We start from the raw sequence: 26,340 nt of genomic DNA on the forward strand, positions 1-26,340 counted from the left end.
GGCAATCCCCGGATTACCAGCCGCGCCAAACGCCTCTAGTGGAAGAAGTGACGCACCCCGGTGGTGAACATCGTGACCCCGGCCTTTTCACAGACGTCGATGGTTTCCTGGTCACGGATAGAACCGCCGGGCTGGACGATAGCTTTCACGCCCGCGTCGATGAGGATTTGCGGGCCGTCCGCGAACGGGAAGAACGCGTCGGAGGCCGCGACCGCGCCGCGCGCCCGCTCGGGAGGAGCTGCCACCGCCAAGTCGTCGGCTCGTGCGCCCCCGGCGACATCGCTTTGAGCACTCGCGGCCGCGTCTCCAGTTTCGCGTCCGCCCAGGGTGTTGGCGCGTTCCACCGCCAGCTTGCAGGAATCGACCCGGTTGACCTGGCCCATGCCGATGCCAACCGTCGCCCCGTCATGAGCCAAGAGAATGGCGTTAGATTTCGTGGCGCGGATAGTTTGCCAAGCAAACTCCAGGTCGTGCAAGGTCGCCTCGTCAACATCAGGACCGCACACCTTGGTCCAACCGCTGGGCCGGTCGCCCGACTCGGCCACGTCGTCACGCTGCTGGGCCAGGTAGCCCCCGCTGATTTGGCGGATTTCCAAGGCTCCCCGATCGGGAGGAGTGACCTTAAGTACCCGCACGTTCTTTTTCGCCGCCAAGGCGCTCACAGCTCCCGGCTCATAGGACGGAGCCAGCACCACCTCGGTGAAAATCGGGGCAATCTGTTTCGCCAGCTCCACCGTCACCGGACGGTTCACCGCGATGACCCCACCGAAAGCACTGACCGGGTCGCAGGCGTGAGCTTTGCGGTGGGCAGTGGCGACGTCAGCGGCTACCGCGATGCCGCAGGGGTTAGCATGTTTGATAATCGCCACGCAAGGCTCCGCGTGGTCATAAGCCGCGCGAATCGCCGCGTCCCCGTCCGTGTAGTTGTTGAACGACATTTCCTTGCCGTGCAGCTGAATCGCGTTAGCGATACCGGGAGCTGGCACGATAGTCTCATCAGCGCCGATACTGTCGCACAGCGCCACGTCAGCCAAATCCGGGTGGGGAGTGCATTCGGGGCACATACAATCAGAGTCCGGCCCGCCCTCGGCCACCTTTGCCGCCAGCGCATCCATGTCGATGTACAAGGCTGCGGCCTGGTGCGGGTTTTCCCCGTAACGTAAGGAAGTGTCCCGATCCCCCGACATCTCGACCCATTCGGGCAGCGCGTCCGCGCCGTTATCCCCGGTGGCGTCCGGGTCGAGTTCCGCCCCGATAGCCTCCATTGCAAAGTGGGTAATCTGATCATCGAACCAAGTGGCGATGGCCGCGTCATATTCAGCGGTATGCGCGAAAGCCTGAGACGCCAAAATTCGGCGTTCCCGCAGGTCAAAGCCTCCATTTTGGACCGCCTCGATGACGTGGGGGTACATGAAAGGCGCGGTGACCACCGCGACCGAGGGGTGGTTCTTTGCCGCGGCGCGCACCATGGAGGGCCCGCCGATGTCAATCTGTTCCACGCAGGCGTCGAAGTCGGCTCCGCTGGCTACCGTGTCCTCGAACGGGTAGAGGTTGCACACCACCAGGTCGATGGGCTCGACGTTCAGTTCTTGCAGCTGCTTGACGTGGTCAGGTTTGCGCCGATCCGCGAGGATACCGGCGTGGATGTGCGGGTGCAGGGTTTTGACCCGTCCCTCCAAGCATTCGGGAAAGCCCGTCACGTCTTCTACCGGGGTGACGGGAAAGCCCGCGGCCGCAATCTTTTTCGCGGTGGAACCGGTGGAAATGATTTGCACCCCGGCCTCGACCAAAGCCGCCGCCAGCTCTTCCAGCCCGGTCTTGTCCCACACGCTGACCAGCGCGCGCTTGATGGGAATCTGAGTTTCCTGATTACGATTTGTCGTTTCCGCCACCTTGTATTGCCTTCCTTAATTGGGGTTATTGCTCTATCTAAAAATCAACAGTTATTCGGGTGTCTTTCGGGGCCGCGACCGCGGTTGCGCGGAAAGAAACCCCACGGTTCAATCCTAGTCGCTTTCAAAACCGGCACGAACTTCGTCAATCCACCAGCCGTGCGCTACCATTCGGCCCACGCTGTCGACCAGCTGGGCGCATTCGGAGACTTTGATTCTCTCGGTCAAGGTTTCCAGGTCGTCATCGTCGTGGACAGGAACCGCTACCTGGGCCAAAATCGGTCCGGTATCCATACCTGGATCAACAATGAACAGCGTGGCCCCCGCCAGTTTCACCCCGGCGCGCAGCGCATCACGCGGCCCGTGAATACCCACGAAAGAGGGCAGCAGCGAATTGTGGGTGTTGACGATGTGAGAGGGCCATTGAGCTAAGAATTTCGGGCCCAAAATTTTCAAGAACCCGGCGCTGACGACTAAATCCGGTTCCCAGGACTGTACCGCTTCCGTCAGCGCACTGTCCCAGGCCTCCCGGTCGGGAAAGTCCCCCAAACAAACCACGGCGGTGGGAATCCCTTGTGACTGCGCCCACTGCAGTCCCCCGGCTGTCTCCCGGTCGGAAACAACCCCGACTATTTCCGCCCCGTAAGCAGGGTTCGTGGTTGCCTCGGAGAGCGCTTGCAGATTAGAACCGTCCCCGGAAATCAGCACCACCAGACGGGAGGGACGGTCTCCGGGTAGCTTTAAGACTCGCTTCGTCATAAGTCGATTCTAGCAGTGGGCAGAGCCTCCGGATTCTTGCCCGAGACCCGCACCGCGAAACGCCGGGTGGCGGCGCGCATCTGCGGGTGGTTCAGCAGGGCGGTCACCACGAAAGGCACGCCCCAGGCCAGCACTCCCGCATAGAGGGTCGAGCCGGTGGGACCCACGTTCACCAGGCGTCCCGGCCCTAGTGAACCGCTGACAAACCACACGATGAGCAGCCCACCCACCAGCAGTCCCGCCAGGAACAGGGCGAGGGACAACGCGGTGTCAGCCAATCCGAGCTGGTGACGTCCGCCGAGGTAAAGGCCCAAGCCAATCGCTAGTGCTACCGGAAAAATCAGGGGCCACCACCCTACCGGCCCATCCGGCAGCCACGCCAACACCGGCACCGGCGGCAAGTCGCCCCCGATGACCTGACCGGGAGAAAACACTGTTCCCTGACCCAAGCTGAGGCCCGGACCGGTTATCCACGCGATACCCCACACCAGCAGGGTCGGCAGGTAAGCGAGGAGGGCCAAGAACATCGCCACGGAACCGAGCGCGTCCGGTTTCAGTCCGGTCCAGATGGTGCGCATTTGCTCCCAGCCGGTAATCAAGCCCACGACCAGGAAAACCGCGGATAGCGCCGCGCCTCCCCCAGCCAGCACGCGCAGGCAGCGACCCGCCAGGCTCAGCCACGGCCACGGCTCACCCTCGGGGAAAAACACGGTCACATTCCACCAGGTCAGATGCCTGGCGACGACAAAGAACACTATCACCGCAAAGAACAGCGAGAAAATGAACGCGCGCCACACCACCAGGGAAACCGCGGCAAACCCTAGGCAAGCCCAGGTCGGAAAGAGGAACGCCAACAGTCCCCAAGCCAAAGCGGCGACATTCGCCGGTTTCGCCGCCCGCAGACTCGCGGCCAACATCAGCCCCATCAGCAGGGTGAGCCCCCACGGAGTCAAGGAAAACCGCATCGTTTCGCTGGAAAATTCGGCACGGAACGCGGCGGCAAAAATAGCGTTGCCCACCGCTAGGACGTCGCTCCACTTCGTGCCTTTTTCCGAGGGAGTAGCGGCTGTGGGCATCCACACCGCTATCGCCAAGAGCACCAGCACCGCCCAGCTGATTGCCCAAGTCTGGAACCCCAGCCACAGGGAACGCCAGGTTCCAGCAGGGAACAGTTCGGCGCGGGTAGGTTTGTGGAAAACGGAACGAAATGCGGAGCGGAAATCGGGGTGGCGGAACCGTTTCGTCGCGTTCAGTCCCGCGGCACCGGTGCCGGTAGAGCCGGCGGGCGAACCGGAGCGTTCCTGGCTGAGTTCGGTCGGCAGGGATTGGCCATCAGGAGCGGTGGTGACGCGGCGCTGGCGCCTCCCCGGGCGAGTTGGGGGACGCTGACCAGGACGGTTAGACCGTGCGTCCATAACTCTCCTCCCTGGCGCAGTGAGCCGCGCCTCATCCAACCTAAGTATAGGAAACCCTCAGAACCGCGCGGACTTGCCGCGCCGAAGCGGCCCGGCACACCGCCCTATTGCCTGGCGCGCCGGCGAAACCCGCCGCAACGCCCATTGTCCGGCGCGACGCCCTAGTGAATCTCAGACCGTAAACGACCCCCACGGCCCAGCACACCGCCCTTGTGAATCCCGCGCCATAAACCACCCACGCGACCTGGCGTGCCGCCCCATAGCCCGCCGCAACGCCTTGTGAACAGGCAAAAAGGACGCGGCCAAAACCTCAGTTCCGACCGCGCCCCATTGAAAGCTAGGGCAAAACCCTATTTGCTCTGCATGATTTCACGGGCGATGCGCGCAGTTTCGCTCGGCGTCTTGCCGACGCGCACCCCGACAGCCTCGAGCGCTTCTTTCTTGGCCGCCGCAGTCCCTGAGGAACCGGAGACGATAGCGCCGGCGTGCCCCATGGTCTTGCCCTCGGGAGCGGTAAAGCCCGCCACGTAGCCGACGACCGGCTTAGTGACGTGCTCTTTGATGTAGGCAGCCGCGCGTTCCTCAGCGTCCCCGCCGATTTCACCAATCATGACGATCAGTTCGGTTTCGGGATCCTTTTCGAAAGCCTCGAGGGCGTCGATGTGGGTCGTGCCGATAATCGGGTCCCCGCCGATACCGATGCAGGTGGTAAAGCCCAGGTCGCGCAGTTCGTACATCATCTGGTAGGTCAGAGTGCCGGACTTGGACACCAAGCCGAGCTTGCCGCGCGGGGTGATGTCGCCAGGGGTGATGCCGACGTTGGACTTGCCGGGGCTGATGATACCGGGGCAGTTCGGGCCAATCATGCGCACGCCGTGGGACTTCGCGTAGGCGAAAGCGGCGTTCGTGTCCTGGACGGGAATGTGCTCGGTGATGACCACCACCAGTTCCATACCGGCGTCCACGGCTTCGATGATGGCGCCTTTCGCGCCGGCCGGGGGCACAAAGATGACCGAAGTGTTCGCGCCGGTCGCGGCCTTGGCGTCAGCAACCGTGCCGTACACCGGGACGCTGACGGTGCCGCCCTGGACCGAATCAGCCAGCGGGCCGTAGGGAACGACGTCGAATTCGACGGTAGTTCCGGCCTTTTTCGGGTTCGTGCCAGCGACCACCTTGGTGCCGTAAGCGAGCATCCGTGTCGTGTGCTTGCGGCCTTCCGAACCGGTCATGCCCTGGACAATTACTTTGGAGTTCTCATCAAGAAAAATCGACATTGTGGTGCTTCTCCTTTACTTCGCGGCCAGTTGTGCAGCCTTGTCGGCGGCTTCGTCCATCGTTTCCATCATGGTGACCAAGGGGTGGTTGGCGGCTTTCAGAATCGCGCGCCCCTCCTCGACCTTGTTGCCGTCCAGGCGCACCACCAGGGGTTTCGTCGCCTGGTCGCCCAGAATCTGGAGCGCGCCGATGATGCCGTTCGCGACCTCGTCGCACGCCGTGATACCGCCGAAAACATTGACGAAACAGGACTTGACCTGCGGGTCGGTCAAGATTACATCCAGACCTTTCGCCATGACCTCGGCCGAGGCGCCCCCGCCGATGTCCAAGAAGTTCGCGGGCTTAGTGCCATACTTTTCCCCGGCGTAGGCCACCACGTCCAGGGTGGACATAACCAAACCGGCGCCGTTACCGATAATGCCGACCTGGCCTTCCAGGCGCACGTAGTTCAACCCGGCCTCCTGAGCCTTAAGTTCGCGCTCGTCAGCCGCCTTGTGGTCGACCAGTTCGTTGTGCTCGGGGTGACGGTAGCGGGCGTTATCGTCGAGGGTCATCTTGCCGTCAAGGGCGATGATGTCGCCCTGCCGGGTTGCCACCAGCGGGTTTACCTCCACCAGGGTGGCGTCCTCACCGGTGTAAACCTCCCACAGTTTCAGGAAAACCGGAGCGACCTTCGCGGCGGTTTCCGGGTCGAATCCGGCTTCATCGGCAATCTGGCGGGCCACGGCCGCGTCCATGCCGGAGGCGGGAATCGGCACCTTCGCCAGCGCTTCGGGCTTTTCTTTGGCGAGCTGCTCGATTTCCATGCCGCCTTCGACCGAGCACATCGCCAGGTTCTGGCGGTTCGCGCGATCGAGCAGAATCGAGAAATAGAACTCTCGGTCGATGTCGGCTCCGGCCGCCACCATCACGCGGTAAACAGTGTGGCCTTTAATGTCCATACCCAAAATTGCCTGGGCGTTAGCCTCGGCTTCCTCCGCGCTGCGAGCCAGCTTAACGCCACCCGCCTTACCGCGGCCACCGGTCTTAACCTGGGCTTTTACCACTGCCAGCGGAGCGTCCAAGGCGATGAAAGCAGCCTTGGCCTCCTCCACAGTGCTTGCGACTTTGCCCGACAAAACCGGGACTCCATGCTTATCAAACAGGTCACGCGCCTGGTACTCGTAGAGGTCCACGCTGTTCCTTTCATTGTAGAAATTATGTCTCGACATCGAGATATTTCTAGTGTATCTAAAAAAAACAAATTTTCCACCCAGACAATCCCGGTCCAACCGCAAAAAATGTGTCTATGCTGGAGGCATGCCTTTTCAGCACGTTAGCGGAGCAAAGGAGCGTCGTCATGTCAGACCACGGTAACCCGGAAAAACTGTTGAAGTCCAGGCCGGAGCCACCCCTGAAAGTCCCCAATAAAATCTATGAAACTGAGCTGTACCGGCTGCAAACCGAGCTGGCAAAGCTGCAACGCTGGGTGAAACAAACCGGCGCCCGGATTGTAATCATCTTTGAAGGCCGGGACGCCGCCGGGAAAGGCGGGACCATCAAACGGCTGACCGAATACCTCTCGCCGCGTGTTGCCCGGGTCGTGGCGCTGCCCACCCCTACGGAACGCGAAAAAACCCAGTGGTATTTCCAGCGCTACATTTCCCACCTGCCCGCCGCGGGAGAAATCGTGATTTTTGACCGGTCTTGGTACAACCGTGCCGGGGTCGAAAAGGTCATGGGGTTCGCCACCCCGATTCAGGTGCAAAAGTTCATGCAGCAGTGCCCGACTTTTGAACGAATGCTGGTCGAGGACGGCATCATGCTGCGCAAATACTGGTTCTCGGTGTCCGACAAAGTGCAGTACGAGCGGTTTTCCCGGCGTTTGCACGATCCCTTGCGCCAATGGAAACTCTCGCCCATGGACTTGGAGTCCATCACCCGGTGGGAGGACTATTCACGGGCGAAAGACGAGATGCTGGTGCATACCGACACGACGGAATGCCCGTGGTATCAGGTGTCCTCGGACTCCAAGAAGGCCGCGCGGCTCAATATGATTGCCCACTTCCTGTCCACCATTCCCTATACGGATCTGCCCAGCGATACTGCCCCCATTACCTTGCCCGATCGTCCGCCGTCGAGCGGGTATGTGCGCACGTCGTTTGAGACGGTTCGTTCCGTACCTAATCATGCCGCAGAAGTGGTGGGGCGCGCCAAAGCGGGGGAGATTCCGTTTGTGACGTTGGATCTCTCACCGGCTGATGCGGCGTCGCCGGCTGCCGACAGTGCTGAGGACGGCGAGGACGACAAGAAGAAGAAAAAGAAAAAGAAGAAAAAGAAGAAGTAGCTGACTTCCGCTGCAGACCGGCCTCATCCGCCGGTCTGTAGCGTTTTAATCGACTGGAGTGAGTGGGGCAAAGTTCAACAACAACCGTTTGGCGGCGCCCGTGCGGAACTTCACGGTAGCGATGGTGCCTTTGCCTTGGCCCTCCAAGCCGATGACCTTGCCTTCCCCGTAGATGTCGTGGTGGACTCGCTGGCCGACGTGAAGTTCGGGAATCTTGCCAGCCGGTTTCGCTTTCGTGGTTTTCGCCGGCGAGGCGGTCGAGCCTTTGCCGCCCGCCAAGTCGCGCGCCGTAGTCAGCCCTATCCGCGAGTTGGCGAACTTACCCCCGGACGTGGAGCTCGACCCTCGTGAACCGGAGGATTGCCGAGCGCCACGGTATGCGCCATAACCGCTCGTAGCTCCCCTGCGGCCGCCACGCCCACCGTAACCGTAAGCGGAGCTGGCGGGTTCGCCGTAGCCGCGGGACGCGAGCCCACCGAAATAGTCCACGGTGGTGGCTTCGCGCCGGTTATCGACCAGTTCAGCCGGTATATCTTCCAAGAACCGCGAAGCCGGCATGGTTACCGTCTCACCAAAAACCGTACGCGCGGCGCAACGGGTCAGGTACAGCCGCTGGCGCGCCCTGGTGACCGCCACGTAAGCGAGCCGACGTTCCTCTGCCACGTCCTGGGGATTGTCCAGGGAACGAGAATGCGGGAACAGTCCGTCCTCCATCCCGGTCACGAACACGGTGTTGAACTCCAGTCCTTTTGCGGTATGCACCGTCATCAGGGTCACTTCCGGCGAGGCCGTGGGGGGCGCGGGGTCAGCAGGGCGTTCGGGCTGGGCAGCGGTGTCGGGGAGCTGATCCGCGTCTGCGACCAGGGAAATCCGCTCTAAGAAATCCGCTAGGCGGGCATCGGGCTCGGAAAGGGAAAAGTCTTGCGCCACGTTACGCAACTCCGCCAGGTTTTCCACCCGTGCGTCGTCCTGAGGGTCGTTAGATTTCCGCAGTTTCGGCAGGTAGCCGCTGTCTTCCAGAGCCGTGTCCAAGATTTCGTCCAGGGGAGCGCCCGCCGCATCCAAAGCCCGCATGGCGTCCAAAACGCCCACGAACTGGGCAATCCCCGTGCTGGCTTTCGCACTCAAGTCGCCGTGATGGGTTCCCCCCGGTAGGAATTGGCGCAAAGCCTGGCCGAAATCGAGGCTTTCACTCAGTGACACCTCACGAATGGTCGCGACCGCTTTGTCTCCCAAACCGCGTTTTGGTTCGTTCAACACCCGTAGCAGGTTACCGTCATCGGCTGGGTTCGCCGCGGCGCACAGGTAAGCGATAGCGTCCTTGATTTCGCGCCGGTCATAGAACTTGGTGCCGCCCACGACCCGGTAAGGGATGCCCTCTCGCGTCAGCATTTCCTCCAGGGAACGCGACTGGGCGTTGGTTCGGTAGAACACTGCGAATTCGTCCCAAGACGAGCCGTCCTGGCGCAGCGTGAGCAGCTCGCGGACGATGAAAGCGGCCTCGTCCCGGTCGGTGTCAGCCGCATACATCACGGCCTGCACGCCCTGCCCCGCTTCGGTCCAGAGATGCTTTTTCCGCCGGCCCTCGTTTTCCGAGATAATCGCGTTCGCGACGGACAAAATCGTGCCGGTCGAACGGTAGTTTTGTTCCAGATAAACCGTGGTAGCGCCGGGGAAATCCGATTCAAATTCCTCAATGTTGCGAATCGTGGCGCCGCGGAAGGCATAAATCGACTGGTCCGAATCCCCCACTACCGTCAGTTCGGCAGGCGGCTGGGCCTCACCCGCCGCCCCCACCGTGAGCAAGCGGATGAGCTCATACTGCGCCGGGTTCGTATCCTGGTATTCGTCCACCAAAACATGACGGAATTTCGCTCGATATTGCGCCAAAATGTCGGGATGGGCTTTCCACAGATAGACCGTGGACGCAATGAGGTCGTCAAAATCGAACGCGTTGGCGCGACGCAGTAGCTGCTGATACTCGGTATAGATTTCGGCCGTGAGCTGGCTCATCTTGTCCACGCCAGTATCCCGCGCAAACACTTCGGGGGTGATGAGTTCATTTTTGGCTTGGGAAATTTTGGCGGCAAAAGACTTTGGGGTGAAACGTTTCGGGTCCAGCCCCCGACCCTTGATGATGCGCGTCAGCAGGGCTTTCGTGTCGGCGGTGTCATAGATGGAAAAGGATCGGGTCACCCCCAGGGTGTCAGCTTCGGAGCGTAAAATCCGCACGCAGGCACTATGGAAAGTCGACACCCACATATATTTCGCGGCGTTGCCGACCAGGGCTTCGACTCGTTCACGCATCTCGGCGGCCGCCTTGTTGGTGAAAGTAATCGCCAGGACTTCCCAAGGGCGGATTCGCTCAGTCGCCAGCAGCCACGCAATCCGCCGAGTCAGCACCCGGGTCTTGCCCGAACCCGCGCCTGCCATCACCAGGAGCGGACCGGACTCGTGGGTCACCGCGGCCTGCTGTTCCGGGTTCAGTCCGTCCACGATTGCCGCAACTTTGCGCGCCCGCCAGTCCTCGCGCTGCGCCGCGTCTACCCCGGACCAGTCCGCAAAACCGGAGGACATGTCGGGGGTTTCGGGCTGCGCGACCGCCCCCCGCGGCAGGGCTGCCGACACGGGAATCTCGTCGAGCGCCCCTTGTGAAATGGTAGAAAACAAATCATTCATGCCTGTTGAGCCCACTGTTCCGCTAGCGCTTTGATGCTGCTGAGCTTAGAGAACGGCAAAATTTCGCAGACCACACCGTCAGGGCCTTCGTAAGCAATGGCAAATTTAGCCTGGTCAGCCAGCGAAACAATGTCGATGGCGCCGTAGGTCTTCACATCGAAAATCGCTGCCTCACGAAACGAACGGGCCCCATCAACAGACAGCATCAACACGGTGCAATCCCCGTTGCACACCGTGCGTTCGCCGATGTAGCTGAACACTTCCGCATGAGGGGTGCCGGGGCAAGCTCCGTGAAACACTTCCTCAAGCGGGCTCATGATGTTGATGAGCCGGGAATCCATCGCGGCGGTGGGTTGCCCAAAAGTGTGGCCGCCATCGGTCGATTTTGCCCACGTTTTCACCGTCGAGCCTTGGGTTTTTATCAGCAGCATAACTTCGGTTCCGTCACTGTTGGACACCGCCGAACAATAATCTACATTCGCTCCCACCGGGGGTGAGGCCCACCAGCTGGCACCGTGGTCATCCGAGCCGATAAACACCGCTTTGCGATCCCCTGACTCGTCCACGATGACACCCGCGTGGCACAAGCGCTGAGCCCACTGTCCCGACGTCAGTTGCGTGCCGCGCCCGCGCGGAATATACGCCATCGTAAAGTCCCGTCCGGCAATAATCATGGAAGTGATGTCTTGATTTTCCCAGGTCAAGCCGTCGTCATCGGTCCACGCGACAAAGAGCGCAGTTTTTGCTTGGCGTGGATCCCAACCCGGCACCTCGGAACGGGTATAGAAACAAAACATTCGCCCGGTCACGCGGTCATGTAGGAATGAGGGAACATGGAATCCGAGAAATTCCTGCGGGTTGCCCGCCGCCAGGGTGCGGGGTTCTTCCCAGGTCAAACCGTTGTCAAAAGACCGTGACAGGCACAGACTGGTCGGGCACAGCCGGCGATAGTGCGGTTCCTCGGGGCTGGCCGGATTCGCGCCGGCGAGCTCAGCCTTGGTGCGAGTGGCGCACTCTGAGGGCAGCGCCTCCCACATCATCAGCAAAACCCGGCTGGAAGTGCGGGCAATAGCGGGATAGCGTGCTTGCGTGAAGCCGGAGGTAACATGGGGGGCTACCACGGTGCGCTGCATCAATAATCCTTTTCTATCCCGAAAATAATTGCGCCTTTACGTTATCATCTCGCAGCCGTTCACTTCACCTTGCGGCACGCCCGAGGAAGTTTCCCCTCACCCTCAACCAATGCGCCGGTCTTGGGCCCATTTAGACAGTTCGTAACGATTGGACAACTGCAGTTTGCGCAACACGGAGGACACGTGAGATTCGACAGTTTTCACCGAAATATACAGCTCAGAGGCGATTTCTTTGTAAGCGAAACCGCGCGCGATGAGACGCATAACTTCAAACTCGCGCTCCGTAAGGGAATCGAGTTCGGAATCGGTGCCCACCATGTCGGTACGCGCCGCCCCAAACGCATCCAGCACGAAACCCGCCAGCCGAGGTGAGAAAGCCGCGTCTCCCCCCGCCACTCGGACAATGGCGTCAACCAGGTCAGGCGTGGCAATAGTCTTGGTCACGTAGCCGCGGGCTCCCGCCCGAATAACCGCCACCACGTCTTCTGCCGCGTCAGACACCGACAACGCCAGGAACCGGGTCGGCACCCCCATGCAGGCCGCCGCGACTTCTGCGCCCCCGCCGCCGTGACCGCCCGGCAAGTGCACATCCAGCAGCGCCACCGCGGGAACGCCCTGGCGCACTGCGGCAATAGCGTCCTCCACGCTGTCCGCTTCCCCCACGACCTGGACTTCGTCGGGATACTTGCTCAGTTCCGCAATCACTCCCGCCCGAAACAGCCCGTGATCGTCGATGACCAGCACCGAAATGGGACGCTTCGAATGTTCCCCCGCAGCGGCCGGGTTCGCGTTTCCGTCACTCATCGTTTGTCCTCCCTCAGTTTTCCCCAGTTTGGCGGGGCACTTTCATCGCGACTTCGCAGCCGCTAGACCCCGACCGAATGGTCGCGGTGCCGCCGTGGCGCTCGAGCCTTTCAATGATGGAATGTTTCACGCCTTGGTGTCCTTGCGGGATAGCCGCAATGTCGAATCCGGAGCCGTGATCGCGCACGAAACATTCCACCGCATCCGACCCTACTTCCAGATAGACCGAAAACGGAGGCTTTCCATGGCGAGCCGCGTTTGTCAGGGCTTCCCTCGTCGCCGCCACCAGCGGCTCGGACCACGGTCCTGGAACCGCGTCTCCCACCGTGATAGTGTCCAACACTACCCCGTAACGGTCCTCAATCTCGCCGGCCAGCTCCTTAATGATTTGGGACAGGGATGAGTCCGCGTGGCCGCGATCTTCGTAGAGCCAAGAGCGCAACTGACGTTCCTCGGCACGAGCCAGTTTCGCGACTTCCGGGGCGTCGTCGGCTCGCGCACGAATCAGCGCAAGGGTTTGCAGCACAGAATCGTGCAGGTGAGCGGCCATATCGGCGCGGACAGTTTGGCGGGTTTGCTCGGCCAGAGACGCCTTGTAAGACATCCAAAAGCGTGCCCAGAGCGGCAAAACTGCCAAGCTCAGCACCGCGATGACGACCAGGGTGATGAGTCCTCCGCGCAGTGCGTCACCCAGACTGATGGTTCCAGAAAATCCAATCATGACCGCAAAAATCACCAGGAGGGCTCCGGGAATGGCAAAGCCCAGAAACCGTCCCATTCGCAGCTCGACCAGAGAAGACCCGGCGGAAGCCCCCACCCAAATCAGAGCGATACCGGTGATGAGGATGATGATGGCGATGAGGGGACGCAAATCACTCATGATTTTCGGACCAGAATAGGCTCCGAAGACAGCTATGGCGATTAACCCCAGCGCCAGCAAAATTGCCGGAACCGTCACATTTCGCCAGCGGTCATTACTGCCAAAATTCCCCCCGAGCTGCGCGTTAGGGTTCGCCAGTCGCGAATCTCCGGCAAACGGCACACCCGCCTGGACCCCGGGGTTTCCCCGCGGCACAAAAATCCATAACCAGGCGTAGAGCAACAGACTAACCCCGGTGGGAGCTAAAACCACCAGGATGAGCCGCACCAGCCACAGCGGCATTCCCAGATGCAGCGCCAATCCTGCGGCCACCCCAGCCAGAACCCCGTCTTTGCCGGGCGGAACCGTCCCAGACACGGGACGGCGCAGCGGAGGGCGCATACGGGGGGGTGCATCAGATGTGGCCATAAATCCAGTTTGCCACGGCTTGGCGGGGTTTCGCCCGGCTTAAGGGATTAATCAGGGACAAATCAGGGATAACCCCCATAGCCACCGGGCGCTGCAGCGGCAATGATGGAAACATGGAAGAAAACATGAACCCAGATCAAGCAACTGACGCAGTTCCTCCCGCTGGGGGCGAGCCTCCCCAAGGCGGCGAGATTTCCGGCGCGAACGAGACTGCGGATACGAACGCGGCTGCCGGGGCAAACGCGGCTACCGGTGCGGCCCCCTCTAGTTCCGCGAACCCAACCGAGACCGGTGATGCCGCATTCGGCACGCCCAACCCGGGAGCACCTAACTCGCAGACACCCAATCCGCAGGTACCTTACCCGGACGGGACAAACTACGGAACCGCGGGCTACCCCAGTTCGGGCACTTTCCCGAGCAACGGCGCAAACTATGGAACCGCGGGCGCGGGAGGCTACCCCGGAGGCCAAGATTCCACCGGAGCGGCATGGATGCGGTCCAATAACCGAGTCATCGGCGGAGTTTGTGCGGGAATCGCCTCACGCCTGAACATCGACCCCGTAATCGTGCGCGGTTTAGCTGTGGTCGGTTTGCTGTTCTTTGGGGTTATTCCCTTGCTCTACGGGGCGCTGTGGTTGTGGATGCCCAGCCAAACCACCGGACGCAGCTTGTGGACCGATTGGCGCGCCGGCGTGCCCAACCAGGGCGGTGGTGTCGCCGGCTCAATTCTGTTGATGTTTTTCGGGGCGATGCGGATGCTGCCCCAAGGTATTTTCCTGTTCGATGTATTTGACATCTGGGACGGTGGGGACAAATTTGGCGATTTACTCGCGTTCTTTTTTATAGCTCTGGTTTTGTGCTTGCTGCTGGCGCCCCTAGCCGTGGTGGTGCTGGTCATCGTTCACTTTGCGAACCGGAATAAGGCCGGTATGCCGCCAGCCGGGAACGCTTACGTTCCTGGCCCCACCGGCTTTGTTTCCACCCCTCAGGCACCCACTGATCCAGCCCCCGCGGACAGCCTTCACGATGCCTTCGCTTCCCCCGCAGCACCGGCCACCGGCTTCACCCCGCCTACTACCAGCTTTGCGGCTCCCACCACCGGCTTTACGGCTCCAAACCCGGGCTTCACCGTCCCCGCTGCCGGCTCCGCAGCTCCCAGCACCACCTCGACCATGTCTGCCCCACCTCATCCGCAACCAAGGACGATTTTGGCACCGCGCATTCCCGGACCGAGCCGCGCGCTCAGTCTCACGATTTGCGGACTGACGCTGCTGTCGATTTTCACCGGCATCTTGCTGCCCTTGATAGGGGTGCTCGATCCGCTCAGTTCCGCGCTTTTGGCGGTCGGCCTGCTGACGATGGTGCTGGGGGGTGGCATGTTGGTAGCAGCCCTGCAGAAACGACGGACGGGCTGGCTTGCCGTCGTCACCCCACTGGTGATTCTGTTCGTGACGCTGCCCCTGGCAACAGTGGGAATGTCCGTGATGCCCCAGCTGCGCGAGCTGCGTTCCACCATTGACTGGGGTGATGTTCCCGAAACGTTTAGCTACCAGAGCAACGATTTGCGCCCCGGAGATGAACTTAAAGCCGTTCGCGGCAACGCGAACATTGACCTGCGTGCCACAAACCTGGGGAAACCCATCAAAGTCAATCTGGTTAACGGGGACGTTTCCATATACACACTCCCGAACCAAAACGTTGCCTTGGATATCAACTTGGCGCAGGGCAGCGTGACGACTTCCACCCTGAAAGACAGCAAATGGAACATGGACGAAACCTTTTTAAAGTCCTCTTCAAAAGAGACGCACCGCCCGCAATACTTCACTATGGACGGCAATCAGCGCGTGGAATTCGTGGATCGGACCAAGGAATATGAGGCCGCTAACATCAGTCTGGGCAGTTCAGAGGTGACGAAATTAAAAATCCAACACGACGTCCCGCTGTCGGACAACACGCCAGGAAACCAGACAAAACCCCAAACCATCGAAATCAACCTGGCACACGGAACCGTGTCACTCTACGAACGTCCCCCCGTAGATTTATGGAACGGAGCGGTGCTGCCTGACGGGCATTTCCTGGTCAACTATGTGCTAAATGGCCGGGATTTGATGACTGCCAATCTGCAGGAATACAACAGCACTGAGGTCGGCTCTGAAAACGAGAGTAGCGCCGCACTGCGCGAGTTTCGCCGCCGCGCCGTATCCGGGGACGGAGTTATCGAGATTAATAGGACCGGCGGAGTTGAGGGTGACCCCATAGCGCTGGGCGGACAAGGCGTGGCTGAACTGGACATAGACAACACATTAACCCTCGCTGACGTTCAGGCAGGCAAGGCCGGGACGTGGACGGACGCGAACCACGACGGATTCAACGACCTGTTCCAGCCCGGCGGCAGCAAGTGGAAACCCGGCGATAACCTGTTTGACCCGCTAAACGGAACCCCGCGTTCCGCGGGGATGTCCAACGGAACACCAAGCATACCTGCGACACCGGTTCCCCCGGATTCATCCACAACACCTTCCCCGTACCGCGCCCCCGACCTTGAGAACAATTAACAGGTGACAACTATGGAAAACACAACAGAAACCATCTCCCTCTCCCCCAACTTGGAGCCAGAGAAAACACCGGAACCACCCTTGGAACCCCGCCGTGAGCATCGCAGCCTGGCCGCCATCGCCTTCAGCGTGGTGTTTATCCTGATTGGTTTGGTAGTTTTCGGCGCCGCCCTGGGCGTCGTCGTGTCGCTGTGGACGCTGGTCCTGCTGGTATTCGGGACCTCCGGGATCGCCCTGCTGGTTAGCGCCCTGGCGGAATCACGCCGCTAGAGCGCACGGAGACTAACGCTGCGCGCGTAGCTGAGCGGTATCGAAAGAGTCGCGGCCTTCGGCCTGCAGCGCCTCCAGCGGATAGTTCTGTTTGAACTTGAACCAATGCCGCTGGGTGGAAAGCCACACATAGAGACGACGCCGCAGGTATCGCAGGGAAAACTGTCTTTCCGCCGGAGCGAGCAAAGGATTAAAGACTTTGCCCGACCGGTGCAGCGACTGGACTTGACGGCGCACCTGACCGGTCGTGTACTTCAAAATCAGACGTAACGGCAGCACCGTATAGAGAACCGTGTCGAAGTGAGACTTCGGCTCAGTAGGTCGGTTATAGATGATGTCGTTAATCAAAGCGGGCAGCGGGTTATTTCCGGCAGCGGTGTTGTAATACAGGTTCCTGCCGATACGGGGGTTGACCTCAAAGAAGTAAGCCTGACCGGTGGCACTGTCGACCTTGACATCAAAGTTTGCGAAGCCATGCCAGCCGATGCCGGTCAGGAAATCGCTGGCCTGACGATACAGTTCAGGGTAGCTTTCCGTAATCATCGCGGCCGGAATGCCCAGGGCGGTCGGAACGTGGTCTTCCAGCAGCACGTGAGCCGACCCCAGGAAACTAACCCGTTTGTCCGCGTCCACATACACCGTTATGGACAAGCTGTGCGTGTCGTTTCCGGACACCCGCGGCTGGGCCACGAACCGGCGCGCATCCGGGTTTCCGGCAGTGTGCGTTTCCAGCTCCTCCAGAATCGCTCGAGCCCGGCGCGGACTATCAACTGTATAAACCTTGGCTTTGCCCGGCCAGCGCAGCCGCTCGTAACCGTAGGACTGGCTCGGCTTGATAATCAGCGGATATTTGTCCCCCAGGGTTTCGGTGATGGCGTCCATCAGGGCGGTCGTTCCAGCATCGAGATTGAGCTCCAGAGTAGTGGGAACCCGCAACCCGTACTTTTCGGCAGCCTGGGCGAAATGCGCCTTGTCATTGGTCAGTTCGATGACGTCCACGCTGGGGAAAGCAAAGCGATAGTAAGGAGCCAGCCGAGAAGCGTTTTGTTGGATATTGACAACGTGGGTATCTTGGTTCGCCACCAACACCAGCGGGGTGTCCGGGTAACGCGCCGCCAGTTCGGGACCCATCTCTATGAGTTTTTCGATGAAAGCACTGAGGTTTGGGTCGACGCTGCTTTCGTCTATCTCTATCGCGTCAAGCAGACGAGAGTGGCGAATCGGCCCCAGCACCAGAGGGGTAATTATCAGAGATTTCACATGCCATTGCTCATAAAATGACCGCGCAAACGCATACGTTCCAATGTTGCCGGACAGGATAATTGGCAAAAACGGTGCACCGGACTTTTCAGCTGTGTTCATTGATACTCTCCTCTAATAGGTGACCCGGCGAGGGAATATCCCCCGCCGAGCCACCGTAGTTTTCGATAGCGTTACTCTATGAGAAATCGCGATCATCCTCGCCGCGAGAACGATGCGTCCGCCGGCGAGCCCGCTCCCGCGGACGGCGCGGTTCGCTGCTGTCACGCGGATCACGGCGTTCACGGTCACGCGGATCGTGGCTCTCAGAAGTTTCGTTCTGTTCAGATTCCGAATCCGCTGCGACTTCGCCGTCCTCATCGTCTACCACGGCGTGCAGGGAGAGCTTGCCGCGCTGGTCGATTTCGGCAACCTCGACCTGAACCTGCTGGCCGACCTGGAGCACGTCCTCGACGTTTTCCACACGTTTGCCGCCGACCAGGCGACGAATCTGGGAGATGTGGAGCAAACCGTCCTTGCCGGGGGTCAAGGAAATGAACGCCCCGAACGTGGTCGTTTTCACCACGGTACCAACGAAACGTTCGCCAACCTCGGGCATCTGGGGGTTCGCAATCGCGTTCACGGCGTCACGAGCGGCCTCGGCGGCCGGACCGTTATCCGCCCCGATGTAGACGGTGCCGTCGTCCTCAATGGTCAGCTCAGCGCCGGTGTCCTCTTGAATCTGGTTAATCATCTTTCCTTTCGGACCGATGACCTCACCAATCTTGTCCACCGGGATATTCACGGTGAGGATACGCGGCGCGGTCGGGGCCAGTTCATCAGGCCCGTCAATAGCGGCGTGCATCACGTCTAGAATCTTTAGGCGAGCGTCGCGGGCTTGGCCCAGGGCACCCTTTAAGACGTCGGCAGGAATGCCATCAAGTTTCGTGTCCAGCTGCAGGGCAGTAATAAAGTCCTTAGTGCCGGCTACCTTGAAGTCCATGTCACCAAAAGCGTCTTCTGCGCCCAAGATGTCGGTCAGGGTCGCGAACTGGGTGCCGTTTTCGCCCGGTTCACTCATCAGGCCCATCGCGATGCCGGCAATCGGGGCGCGCAGCGGCACACCAGCGTTCAACAGGGACAGCGTGGAGGCGCAAACCGAACCCATCGAGGACGAGCCGTTCGAGCCCATAATCTCGCTGACCTGGCGAATCGCGTAGGGGAACTCCTCGCGAGCCGGAATGACCGGCTCCAGTGCCATCTCTGCCAGGTGGCCGTGACCAATCTCGCGGCGCTTGGGGGAACCGACCCGACCGGTCTCACCGGTGCAGTAGGGCGGGAAGTTGTACTGGTGCATATAGCGTTTGTGCGTCAGCGGGGACAGATTGTCCAACTGCTGTTCCATGCGCAACATATTGAGCGTGGTCACCCCCAGAACCTGGGTTTCCCCGCGCTGGAACAGAGCCGAGCCGTGAACCCGAGGCAGCACCTCGACCTCAGCAGACAGGGAGCGAATATCTTTCAGCCCACGGCCGTCGATACGTTTGCCTTCGTGCAGTACCCGGGCGCGCACCAACTTCTTTTCCAAAGCCTTAAAGGCAGCCTTAAGTTCCTTTTCCTGTTCCTCGAACTCGCCGCCTTCCACCGCGAGCTTCTCGATGGCGGCATCGCGGATTTCGGTCTCGCGATTCTCTCGAGTCAGCTTGTCGGCAATCTGGATAGCCGCGGTCAAATCGGTTTCTACCTCGGCTTTCATCGCCTCAAAGTGGTTGTCCTCGTAGTCGGGGAACAGCGGATATTCCTGGGTTTCCTTGGCGGCCTTGGCAGCCACTTCGGATTGGGCGCGGCACAGTTCCTTAATGAAAGGCTTGGCCGCGTCCAGCGCGCTGGCCACAAAGTCCTCGGTCGGAGCCTGTTTGCCCTCTTGAATCAGGTCCCAGGCGTATTCGCCGCCGCCGGCTTCCACCATCATGATGGCCACGTCTTCTTCGGGGGTGCCCTCGTTGACGACACGACCGGCGATGACCATGTTGAACGTGGATTGTTCCATCTCGGGGTAGGTCGGGAACGCCACCCACTGCCCTTCAATCAAGGCCAGGCGGGTGCCGCCGATGGGTCCAGAGAACGGCAACCCAGCCAACTGGGTCGCCATCGAGGAGGCGTTGATAGCCACTACGTCATAAGCGTGGTCGGGGTGGATTGACAGGACGGTGTCAACGACCTGGACCTCGTTGCGCAGCCCCTTTACGAAAGCCGGACGCAGCGGGCGGTCAATCAGGCGGGCCGCCAGGATAGCCTCGGTACCGGGGCGGCCTTCACGACGGAAGAACGATCCGGGAATACGTCCCGCGGCGTATTGCTTTTCCTCAACGTCTACGGTCAAGGGGAAAAAGTCGAATTGATCTTTCGGTTGCTTACCAACCGTGGTGGCTGCGAACACAACGGTTTCCCCGTCCAGGGTGACCATTGCCGAACCGGCAGCCTGCTGAGCCAAAAGGCCCGTTTCAAAGCGCAGGACGCGCTTGCCAAATTTACCATTGTCGATGACGGCTTCCGCCGCCGTGATTTCGGGTCCCTCCAAGGGATCCCCCTCTCTTTGTTCAGCGCGGCGGTCATCGATCGAGGCCCACTGGGCTGGCTCTCCGCAAACCTCACCGGACGAACCGGGACACTTGCGGCAGTCCAGGAGGCCACTACCGAGGACCGATTAACGCTGGATTCCTACATATATCAGCCGGACAATACCGGCATGAAAAGAAAGCTGACCGGTGACCGGCCAGCTTAGTTACTATTTACGCAAACCGAGGCGCTCTTTGAGGCTGCGGTAGCGTTCGATGTCGACGTCCTGCAAGTAGCCCAGCAGACGCTTGCGCTGGCCGACCAGCAGCATCAAACCACGACGGGAATGATGGTCATGTTCGTGAGTCTTAAAGTGCTCGGTCAGGTCCTTAATCCGCTTGGACAACAGGGCGATTTGCACTTCGGGGGAACCAGTGTCCCCGGGATGAGTCGCGTATTCGTTGATGATTGCTTGCTTTTCTTCCTTGGTCAGTGCCACAGGTTCTCCTTAGATTAACTCGTTGCGCGCAGCGCCCAGGCTTTTCCTGGGGCATCGGCAGCGCGGCCGACATGACGGCTGTACAAGTTTAGCAAACACCCCGCATTCAAGCGAATTTTCTTTGTTTTTCAATAGCGCGGGTCGGCGCGGTATCGCTCGTGGGGGGGCTCGCGGGGGACCTAGGGAGGGGCACGGGTCCCCCTCGTTTTCGTTGCAAAGCAACGAAAACATACCCCCTAGTCCCCCGCCTGAGTACCCCCACTTTCGCTCAGCCGCGCCGCCTTGCGGGAAACGTTGCATTTGCAGGGCGGGTTTTTGGGAAAACTTGAATTTTTAGCTGGGCAGGCTGTTTGGCTTTAGGGCTGATTATTTGGCAAGAATCAATTTGCCGAACGGACGGTTGGTTTTGGCTCCAAGGACTTCGTGAGCTTGAGCGACTTTGGCGAAAGGGTACGTTTCGGCAATAACCGGGCGGATTTGGCCGGATTCGACAGCGGGCCAAACGTATTCACCAACTGCTTGAACCAGGTCAACCTTGGTGTCCGTATCCAACGTGCGAATGGTGGAACCTTGCAAAGTCGCCTGTTTTTGCAAAAAATATGCCAAATCGATTTCCCCGCGTGCTCCCTTTTGCAGTCCGATAATGCTTAAACGTCCCCCGGTCTTTAAAAGATTGAGATTCGATCCCAGCCCTCCGGCCCCACTGACATCCAAAATCAGGTCAAACCCTAAACAGTCAGTCACGTCCTCGAACGCTTTTTTCAGCGATTCTTCGTCACGGTAGTCCGCCACGCCGTCAGCTCCCAGCAGGGTCACTTTTTGGCGACGGGCTTCGTCCCCGGCGGTAGCCGCCACGTTGGCACCCAGCGCCTTGGCCAGTTGCACCGCAACGGTCCCGACCCCACCGCTTCCGCCTTGAATCAGCACGCTGAAGCCAACTGGGTAGCGCCAGCTTTCCCCGTATGGGTCGCGGCCTGCCAGGAAGCCGTCGCGCGGCCCATCCATCCAGGTTATCCGTGGTTCCAAATTGACCAGGTTATGCCAGGAGGTCACCGCTGCCTCCAGCAGCGCCGCCCCGGCCACATAGCCGTCCAAGCGTCCCACCACCGGCACCGGCAGGCACAGGTCAGGATTAGCCACGCAGTATTCCGCCTGGGCACCACCTTCCACCAAGGCCACCACCGCACGTCCCAGCCAAGCCGAGTCAACACCCGACCCCACCTCCACGACGGTGCCGGCGGCCTCCAACCCGAGCGTAGGCGGCGCCCCGGCAGGCGGCGGATAATGGCCTGCCACCTGCAGCAAGTCCGCTCGGTTCACTCCCGCGGCCGCCACTTCAATGAGAATCTGTCCGGCACCGACCTGGGGACGGTCCGCCTCGACCAGGACCGGCACACCGTCAACGCCCTGTACGCTCCACATGAAAACCCCCTTGCTTTAAGTCTTTTCCAAGTCTAAAGCAAGGGGGTCAATGAAATCAGCGAAGCAGCCCCGCGAGCGCTATCCTTTGCCGTGGTCGATATAGGCTCCTTCAGAATGCGCGCCATTGATGGGAAGCCTCACGTCGGTGGGCCAGAAAAGACTGTAAGGCTTAAAGGTAACAGACGCCCGCACACCATTGTATCCACGCCACGACTCCAGGGTAGCCTCGGAATAGTTGTCCGCGAGCAAGACTATGTCAGCCTCGCGCGGATTAGTGGGGTTGCCTGGCCCAATATCCGAAGCATAGGAAATGTCGAATACCGCCGGTTCATCCAAAATGAGCACAGCGTATTCGGAGCCAGCGAACACTTCGGACAACTCCGATACATTCTTGAGGTTCTCCATCTGGATAAGTTCCTTTGCACTTAGTACCCGAATGAGGCCTTCAAGCTGAAAACCCACGTTATTGGTGATGTAATGCGGATTACCGGGACCATCCGCACCTAAACCAACGCCGGCTGCCATGGCTACAGTGCTTTGGGGCAACACGCCTTCTCCTCCGATAAATACAATCTTGTTAGCGCTCATAGACACGATTTGCTGGAAAGTACCTCCACCACCGGGGGGTGTCAGCAGGATAAAACCGTCCTTGGATGCCCCCGCCACCATCGCGTCTTTCAGGGCGGTTCCCGACGCCACGTAGGCGACCTTTCGGGCCGGATCAGTGGCGGCAAACTTGGCGATTTCTAGGGCAGTGAGATAACGATTTGTTCCCGCAAAACGTTGGGTTGCCGCACCGTTCGCGACTGTTTGGAGTACCGCGTCGGGAACCGCGCCAGATCCGCCCAAAGCCACCAGTTGTGCGCCAGCCGGCTGGTCCGCCGGCATCCGCATCGCCACGAACTGCTGTGCGGCGCTGATGCTGGCCTCGTTCGTATAGGTGATGATGGGACCGTCACGCAGCACCGAACCGGCTACCGCGTCGGGGGAACCGGACCCGGCATTTCTCGTCAGATACATCCGGTTGGTGGCGCCGTTTACCCTTATCCAGCGGTCCGCAATAGCCCGGGCAGTCGCGTTGCGGTCCGGGCCAGCCAGGCGTTCCACGTTTTCTGCGCCGCAGGTTTGCCGGGCTTGCTGGGCAATGCTGTCAGGAACCGCGCCCGATCCGCCCAAAATCACGATATGGCCGGGTTTGACCCCACCAAGGTTCAGCTGCTTGCCATCGGTGAGCACCACCGGCCCGTCCCCGATAGTCGCCGCCGGCAGGGCGTCCACCGGGTTACGATTCGCGGCCACGTAGACCACCGGCCAGTTTGTCCCCCAAGTGTGCTTGGCTACCGCCAGGGAGGTTTCCACCCCGCTGGGCCCCGCCAGACGTTCATAGTTCAACCCCTCTGCCTGAGATTCGCTGACGGTGACCAGGGTCATCATCGCTAAAGTCAAGGCTCCCACGGCGCCGGAAATGGCTCCGCGCTTTACCCATGCCTGCATATCTGTAACCTTTCCGTTGCAACAGTCGTGACCCACTCAGCCTATTGAGGCACTTTTGATAACTGAACACCCAAAAGGGTGAAAGTCCCGCCCCTTCCCCGCGCCGGAACAGGGGCGAAATCGGAGCGGATAGCGTCATGCTAAGGTTGAGGGGTGCAAATTTTTCGTGACAAACCGTCAAGTTTCGGGCCGAGTGTCGTGACCATAGGTACTTTTGACGGTGTTCACACCGGACACAAGCGAATCATCGAGAAAGTCGTGGCGCTGGCTCACGAGCACGAGGTGGCCTCTGCCGTGTTGACGTTCGACCCGCTGCCTCGCCAAGTTCACCACCCCGACCCCAAGAATAAGTTGATTTGTTCCCTGCCAGACCGCCTGACCCGCATTGAACAGCTGGGGGTGGACGCAACCTGGGTCCAACAGTATGACCTCGATTTTGCCGCCCAGTCCCCCGCCGAGTTTGTCAATAACTACCTGGTCACCCCCCTGCATCCCCTGGTGGTCGTCATCGGGGAAGATATGCATTTCGGATCCAAGAACAGCGGAGATGCCCATACTTTACGGGAACTGGGGGAACAGTACGGTTTTACCGTCGTGACGGTGTCTAACATCGTCGATCCGATTTTTGGGCGCCGCTGGTCCTCGTCTTGGGTGCGTGAGCTGCTGGCTCAAGGTCGGGTTGACCAGGCAGCTTATGTGTTGGGTCGCGCCCATTCGGTGCGCGGCACGGTCATTCACGGCAAGCGGCGGGGGCGCAAACTGGGATTTCCCACCGCTAACCTGGACGCGGAGTTTGTGGAGGCGATTCCCGCCGATGGTGTTTACGCCGGTTGGCTGCGGATGCCTTACCCGCCCCACTCTAAGAGTCCGACTTCACTAGAGGTGGTGCCCGCCGCCATTTCGGTGGGAACTTCCCCGCATTTTGGCGACGTGGGGCGCACCGTGGAAGCTCACGTTTTAGGGCGCGCGGATTTGGATTTGTACGGGGAAGAAGTCGTGGTCGAGTTCGTGCATCGGATTCGCGACAACCTGGCTTTTGATTCTTTGGACGCACTGTTGGAGCGCATGGATCGCGACCTGCTGGAGACGGCCGTGGTTCTGGGGGTTCCGAAATCCCAACGTATCGACCCCGGCGCGGTCACAGTCTGAGGTCGCGCGGTGGGCTCAGCGTCTTTTGGCAAACGGGACCCGGGAGCGCCTTTTGCCGAAGTCAGGGCAGACCGAGTTTAAGCCGATTCTTGCAGTTTCGGGTCGCGTTTCAGGTAGGCCCGGGTTTCGCGGGCAATCAAACCCGAAGCCAGGATTAGCCCAATCAGGTTCGGCAGAGCCATCAACCCGTTCGTGACATCAGCCAAGGTCCAGGCCACTTTTAGCTCCGTGATGCAGCCCACGAAAACAACTATGGCAAACAACAAACGATAGACGACGACGGCTTGGAGGCCGAACAAACGCTGCACGCAGCGTTCCCCGTAGTAGGCCCAGCCCAGCACGGTGGAAAACGCAAAGAACACCAGGGACACTGCCACCACAAAGTGGCCCTGGCCGCCGGGGAAACCGATGTTGAAAGCTTGGGCGGTGAGAGGTGAACCATCCAGCGTCTCACCGCTGGCGTCGGTCGCTTGCCAAGCTCCCGTAACGACGATGACCAGCGCCGTCATGGACACCACGATGATGGTGTCGATGAAGGTTTGGGTCATGGAGACGAGCCCTTGCCGGACCGGTTCGCGAGTGCGGGCCGCGGCCGCAGCAATCGCGGCCGAGCCCATCCCGGACTCGTTAGAGAAAATCCCGCGCGCCACCCCGTACTGGAGCGCCACCATGAACGTGGAGCCCACGAAACCGCCCGTCGCGGCGCTGCCCGTAAAGGCATCGTGAACAATCAGCGCCAAGGCGCCGGGGATTTTCGTGGCGTACAGACCCAGCACAATCAGCGAGGCTCCCACGTAGAGAATAATCATGATGGGGACAAAAGCCGAGGTCACCCGGCCGATGGATTTCACTCCGCCCAGCAGGACGATACCGGTCAGAGCCGCCATGAACAGGCCGGTCATCCACGGGTTCACCCCGAAAGAGGCCTCTAGCTGGGTCGCAACCGAGTTCGCTTGGGTCAAGTTACCGATACCGAACGAGGCAATAATCGCGAAAATCGCAAAGGCAATAGCCAGAGTCCGACCCAGCCACTTCACTTTCGTGACGTGTTCCAGGTAGTACTGCGGACCGCCGCTCATCTCACCTTTAGTGTCTTTGGTGCGGAAACGCACTGCCAGGAAAGCCTCGGAATACTTAGAAGCCATGCCAACTAAACCGGTAACCCACATCCAGAACACCGCTCCGGGTCCGCCAATGTGGATAGCGGTGGCGACGCCGGCGATGTTGCCAACCCCGACGGTTGCGGCTAGGGCGGTAGTCAACGCTTGGTAGTGGGAAATGTCGCCCTCAATAGTGTCGTCGAGCGGTTGTTTCCCCTCGGGGCTTTCCCCGGTGCCCTCGTCGCGTTTCAGCAGGGCGAGGTGCATGGCGGGACCGAGTTTGCGGAACTGGATTCCCGACAGCCGAATGGTCAGCCACAATCCGGTTCCCAGCAGCAGGGGAATCAGGAAAAACGGCCCCCAGACGAAAGAGTCGATGGTTTTGAGAACCTCAAAAAACTTGTCCATAGTGTATTGCCTCAGTATTTTCGGATACAAACTTGTGGCAAGTTTAGCGAGTGAGCCCGGTTATCCATAATTCG

General features: G+C 60.2%; 20 protein-coding genes. 4 read left to right on the forward strand and 16 right to left on the reverse strand.

From position 1 onward, the window contains the following. Positions 1 to 35: 35 nt before the first annotated feature. The 5 genes from Q0X47_RS01470 to sucC all read right to left on the reverse strand — a co-directional run bounded on the left by Q0X47_RS01470 (position 36) and on the right by sucC (position 6,516). Positions 36 to 1,892 (reverse strand): bifunctional phosphoribosylaminoimidazolecarboxamide formyltransferase/inosine monophosphate cyclohydrolase, encoded by a 1,857-nt coding sequence (locus tag Q0X47_RS01470; RefSeq protein WP_297721965.1) that lies wholly within the window; start codon positions 1,890 to 1,892, stop codon positions 36 to 38. Positions 1,893 to 2,006: 114 nt separating this feature from the next. Further along, a complete protein-coding gene (gene purN / locus Q0X47_RS01475) occupies positions 2,007 to 2,651 on the reverse strand; it encodes a phosphoribosylglycinamide formyltransferase (RefSeq protein ID WP_297721967.1) in 645 nt (214 codons plus the stop codon). Continuing rightward, a complete protein-coding gene (locus Q0X47_RS01480) occupies positions 2,648 to 4,066 on the reverse strand; it encodes a DUF6350 family protein (protein WP_297721970.1) in 1,419 nt (472 codons plus the stop codon). Before Q0X47_RS01480 ends, purN begins: the two co-directional genes overlap by 4 nt. Before the next feature lie 350 nt (positions 4,067 to 4,416). Then, positions 4,417 to 5,340 carry a succinate--CoA ligase subunit alpha gene (gene sucD / locus Q0X47_RS01485; protein WP_297721972.1) on the reverse strand — a complete coding sequence of 308 codons (924 nt, stop codon included), beginning with the start codon at positions 5,338 to 5,340 and terminating at the stop codon, positions 4,417 to 4,419. Between the two features lie 15 nt (positions 5,341 to 5,355). Next, positions 5,356 to 6,516 (reverse strand): ADP-forming succinate--CoA ligase subunit beta, encoded by a 1,161-nt coding sequence (sucC, locus tag Q0X47_RS01490; RefSeq protein WP_297721974.1) that lies wholly within the window; start codon positions 6,514 to 6,516, stop codon positions 5,356 to 5,358. Positions 6,517 to 6,680: 164 nt separating this feature from the next. Here sucC and ppk2 point away from each other — a divergent pair, with 164 nt between their 5' ends. Further along, entirely contained in the window at positions 6,681 to 7,667 is a 987-nt protein-coding gene (ppk2, locus tag Q0X47_RS01495) for a polyphosphate kinase 2 (protein ID WP_297721977.1), read from the forward strand. A 45-nt stretch (positions 7,668 to 7,712) separates the two neighbouring features. Here ppk2 and Q0X47_RS01500 read toward each other — a convergent pair whose 3' ends face one another. From Q0X47_RS01500 to Q0X47_RS01520, 5 genes are all read right to left on the reverse strand, one after another. After that, positions 7,713 to 10,346: an ATP-dependent helicase gene (locus tag Q0X47_RS01500; RefSeq protein ID WP_297721979.1), complete on the reverse strand. Its 2,634-nt coding sequence runs from the start codon at positions 10,344 to 10,346 to the stop codon at positions 7,713 to 7,715. Then, positions 10,343 to 11,479, reverse strand: coding sequence for a sialidase family protein (locus Q0X47_RS01505; RefSeq protein WP_297721982.1), 1,137 nt, complete (start codon positions 11,477 to 11,479; stop codon positions 10,343 to 10,345). Before Q0X47_RS01505 ends, Q0X47_RS01500 begins: the two co-directional genes overlap by 4 nt. A 102-nt stretch (positions 11,480 to 11,581) precedes the next feature. Next, entirely contained in the window at positions 11,582 to 12,283 is a 702-nt protein-coding gene (locus tag Q0X47_RS01510; RefSeq protein ID WP_297721985.1) for a response regulator transcription factor, read from the reverse strand. A gap of 13 nt (positions 12,284 to 12,296) precedes the next feature. Further along, complete coding sequence (locus Q0X47_RS01515; protein ID WP_297721988.1) at positions 12,297 to 13,571, reverse strand: ATP-binding protein; 1,275 nt, start codon at positions 13,569 to 13,571, stop codon at positions 12,297 to 12,299. Next, positions 13,558 to 13,698, reverse strand: a complete 141-nt coding sequence (locus tag Q0X47_RS01520) for a hypothetical protein (protein WP_297721992.1) — start codon at positions 13,696 to 13,698, stop codon at positions 13,558 to 13,560. Before Q0X47_RS01520 ends, Q0X47_RS01515 begins: the two co-directional genes overlap by 14 nt. Between Q0X47_RS01520 and Q0X47_RS01525 the strand changes: the two genes are divergently transcribed. Both Q0X47_RS01525 and Q0X47_RS01530 read left to right on the forward strand, forming a co-directional pair. Continuing rightward, positions 13,697 to 16,126, forward strand: coding sequence for a PspC domain-containing protein (locus Q0X47_RS01525; protein ID WP_297721995.1), 2,430 nt, complete (start codon positions 13,697 to 13,699; stop codon positions 16,124 to 16,126). The two genes, Q0X47_RS01520 and Q0X47_RS01525, sit on opposite strands and share 2 nt — an antisense overlap. Before the next feature lie 12 nt (positions 16,127 to 16,138). Beyond that, positions 16,139 to 16,396, forward strand: coding sequence for an MFS transporter (locus Q0X47_RS01530; RefSeq protein WP_297721998.1), 258 nt, complete (start codon positions 16,139 to 16,141; stop codon positions 16,394 to 16,396). Between the two features lie 12 nt (positions 16,397 to 16,408). Here the strand turns inward: Q0X47_RS01530 and Q0X47_RS01535 are convergent, their stop codons facing one another. The 5 genes from Q0X47_RS01535 to Q0X47_RS01555 form a co-directional block, all read right to left on the reverse strand. Next, positions 16,409 to 17,758: a carboxylate--amine ligase gene (locus Q0X47_RS01535; protein ID WP_297722001.1), complete on the reverse strand. Its 1,350-nt coding sequence runs from the start codon at positions 17,756 to 17,758 to the stop codon at positions 16,409 to 16,411. Positions 17,759 to 17,834: 76 nt separating this feature from the next. After that, a complete protein-coding gene (locus Q0X47_RS01540) occupies positions 17,835 to 20,216 on the reverse strand; it encodes a polyribonucleotide nucleotidyltransferase (RefSeq protein WP_297722004.1) in 2,382 nt (793 codons plus the stop codon). A gap of 207 nt (positions 20,217 to 20,423) precedes the next feature. Next, entirely contained in the window at positions 20,424 to 20,693 is a 270-nt protein-coding gene (gene rpsO / locus Q0X47_RS01545; RefSeq protein ID WP_297587615.1) for a 30S ribosomal protein S15, read from the reverse strand. A 366-nt stretch (positions 20,694 to 21,059) separates the two neighbouring features. Further along, on the reverse strand, positions 21,060 to 22,115 hold the full coding sequence (locus tag Q0X47_RS01550; RefSeq protein ID WP_297722007.1) for an NAD(P)H-quinone oxidoreductase: 1,056 nt from the start codon (positions 22,113 to 22,115) through the stop codon (positions 21,060 to 21,062). Positions 22,116 to 22,193: 78 nt separating this feature from the next. Next, positions 22,194 to 23,609, reverse strand: coding sequence for a cell wall-binding repeat-containing protein (locus Q0X47_RS01555; RefSeq protein WP_297722010.1), 1,416 nt, complete (start codon positions 23,607 to 23,609; stop codon positions 22,194 to 22,196). Between the two features lie 153 nt (positions 23,610 to 23,762). On the opposite strand from Q0X47_RS01555, the gene Q0X47_RS01560 reads away from it, so the two are divergent. Then, complete coding sequence (locus Q0X47_RS01560) at positions 23,763 to 24,758, forward strand: bifunctional riboflavin kinase/FAD synthetase (RefSeq protein ID WP_297722013.1); 996 nt, start codon at positions 23,763 to 23,765, stop codon at positions 24,756 to 24,758. A gap of 77 nt (positions 24,759 to 24,835) precedes the next feature. Here the strand turns inward: Q0X47_RS01560 and Q0X47_RS01565 are convergent, their stop codons facing one another. After that, positions 24,836 to 26,266, reverse strand: coding sequence for a sodium:alanine symporter family protein (locus tag Q0X47_RS01565; protein ID WP_297722016.1), 1,431 nt, complete (start codon positions 26,264 to 26,266; stop codon positions 24,836 to 24,838). Positions 26,267 to 26,340: the final 74 nt, after the last annotated feature.

The sequence above is a fragment of the uncultured Mobiluncus sp. genome (genome assembly GCF_947254095.1).
In the GTDB taxonomy this organism is placed as follows: Bacteria; Actinomycetota; Actinomycetes; order Actinomycetales; family Actinomycetaceae; genus Mobiluncus.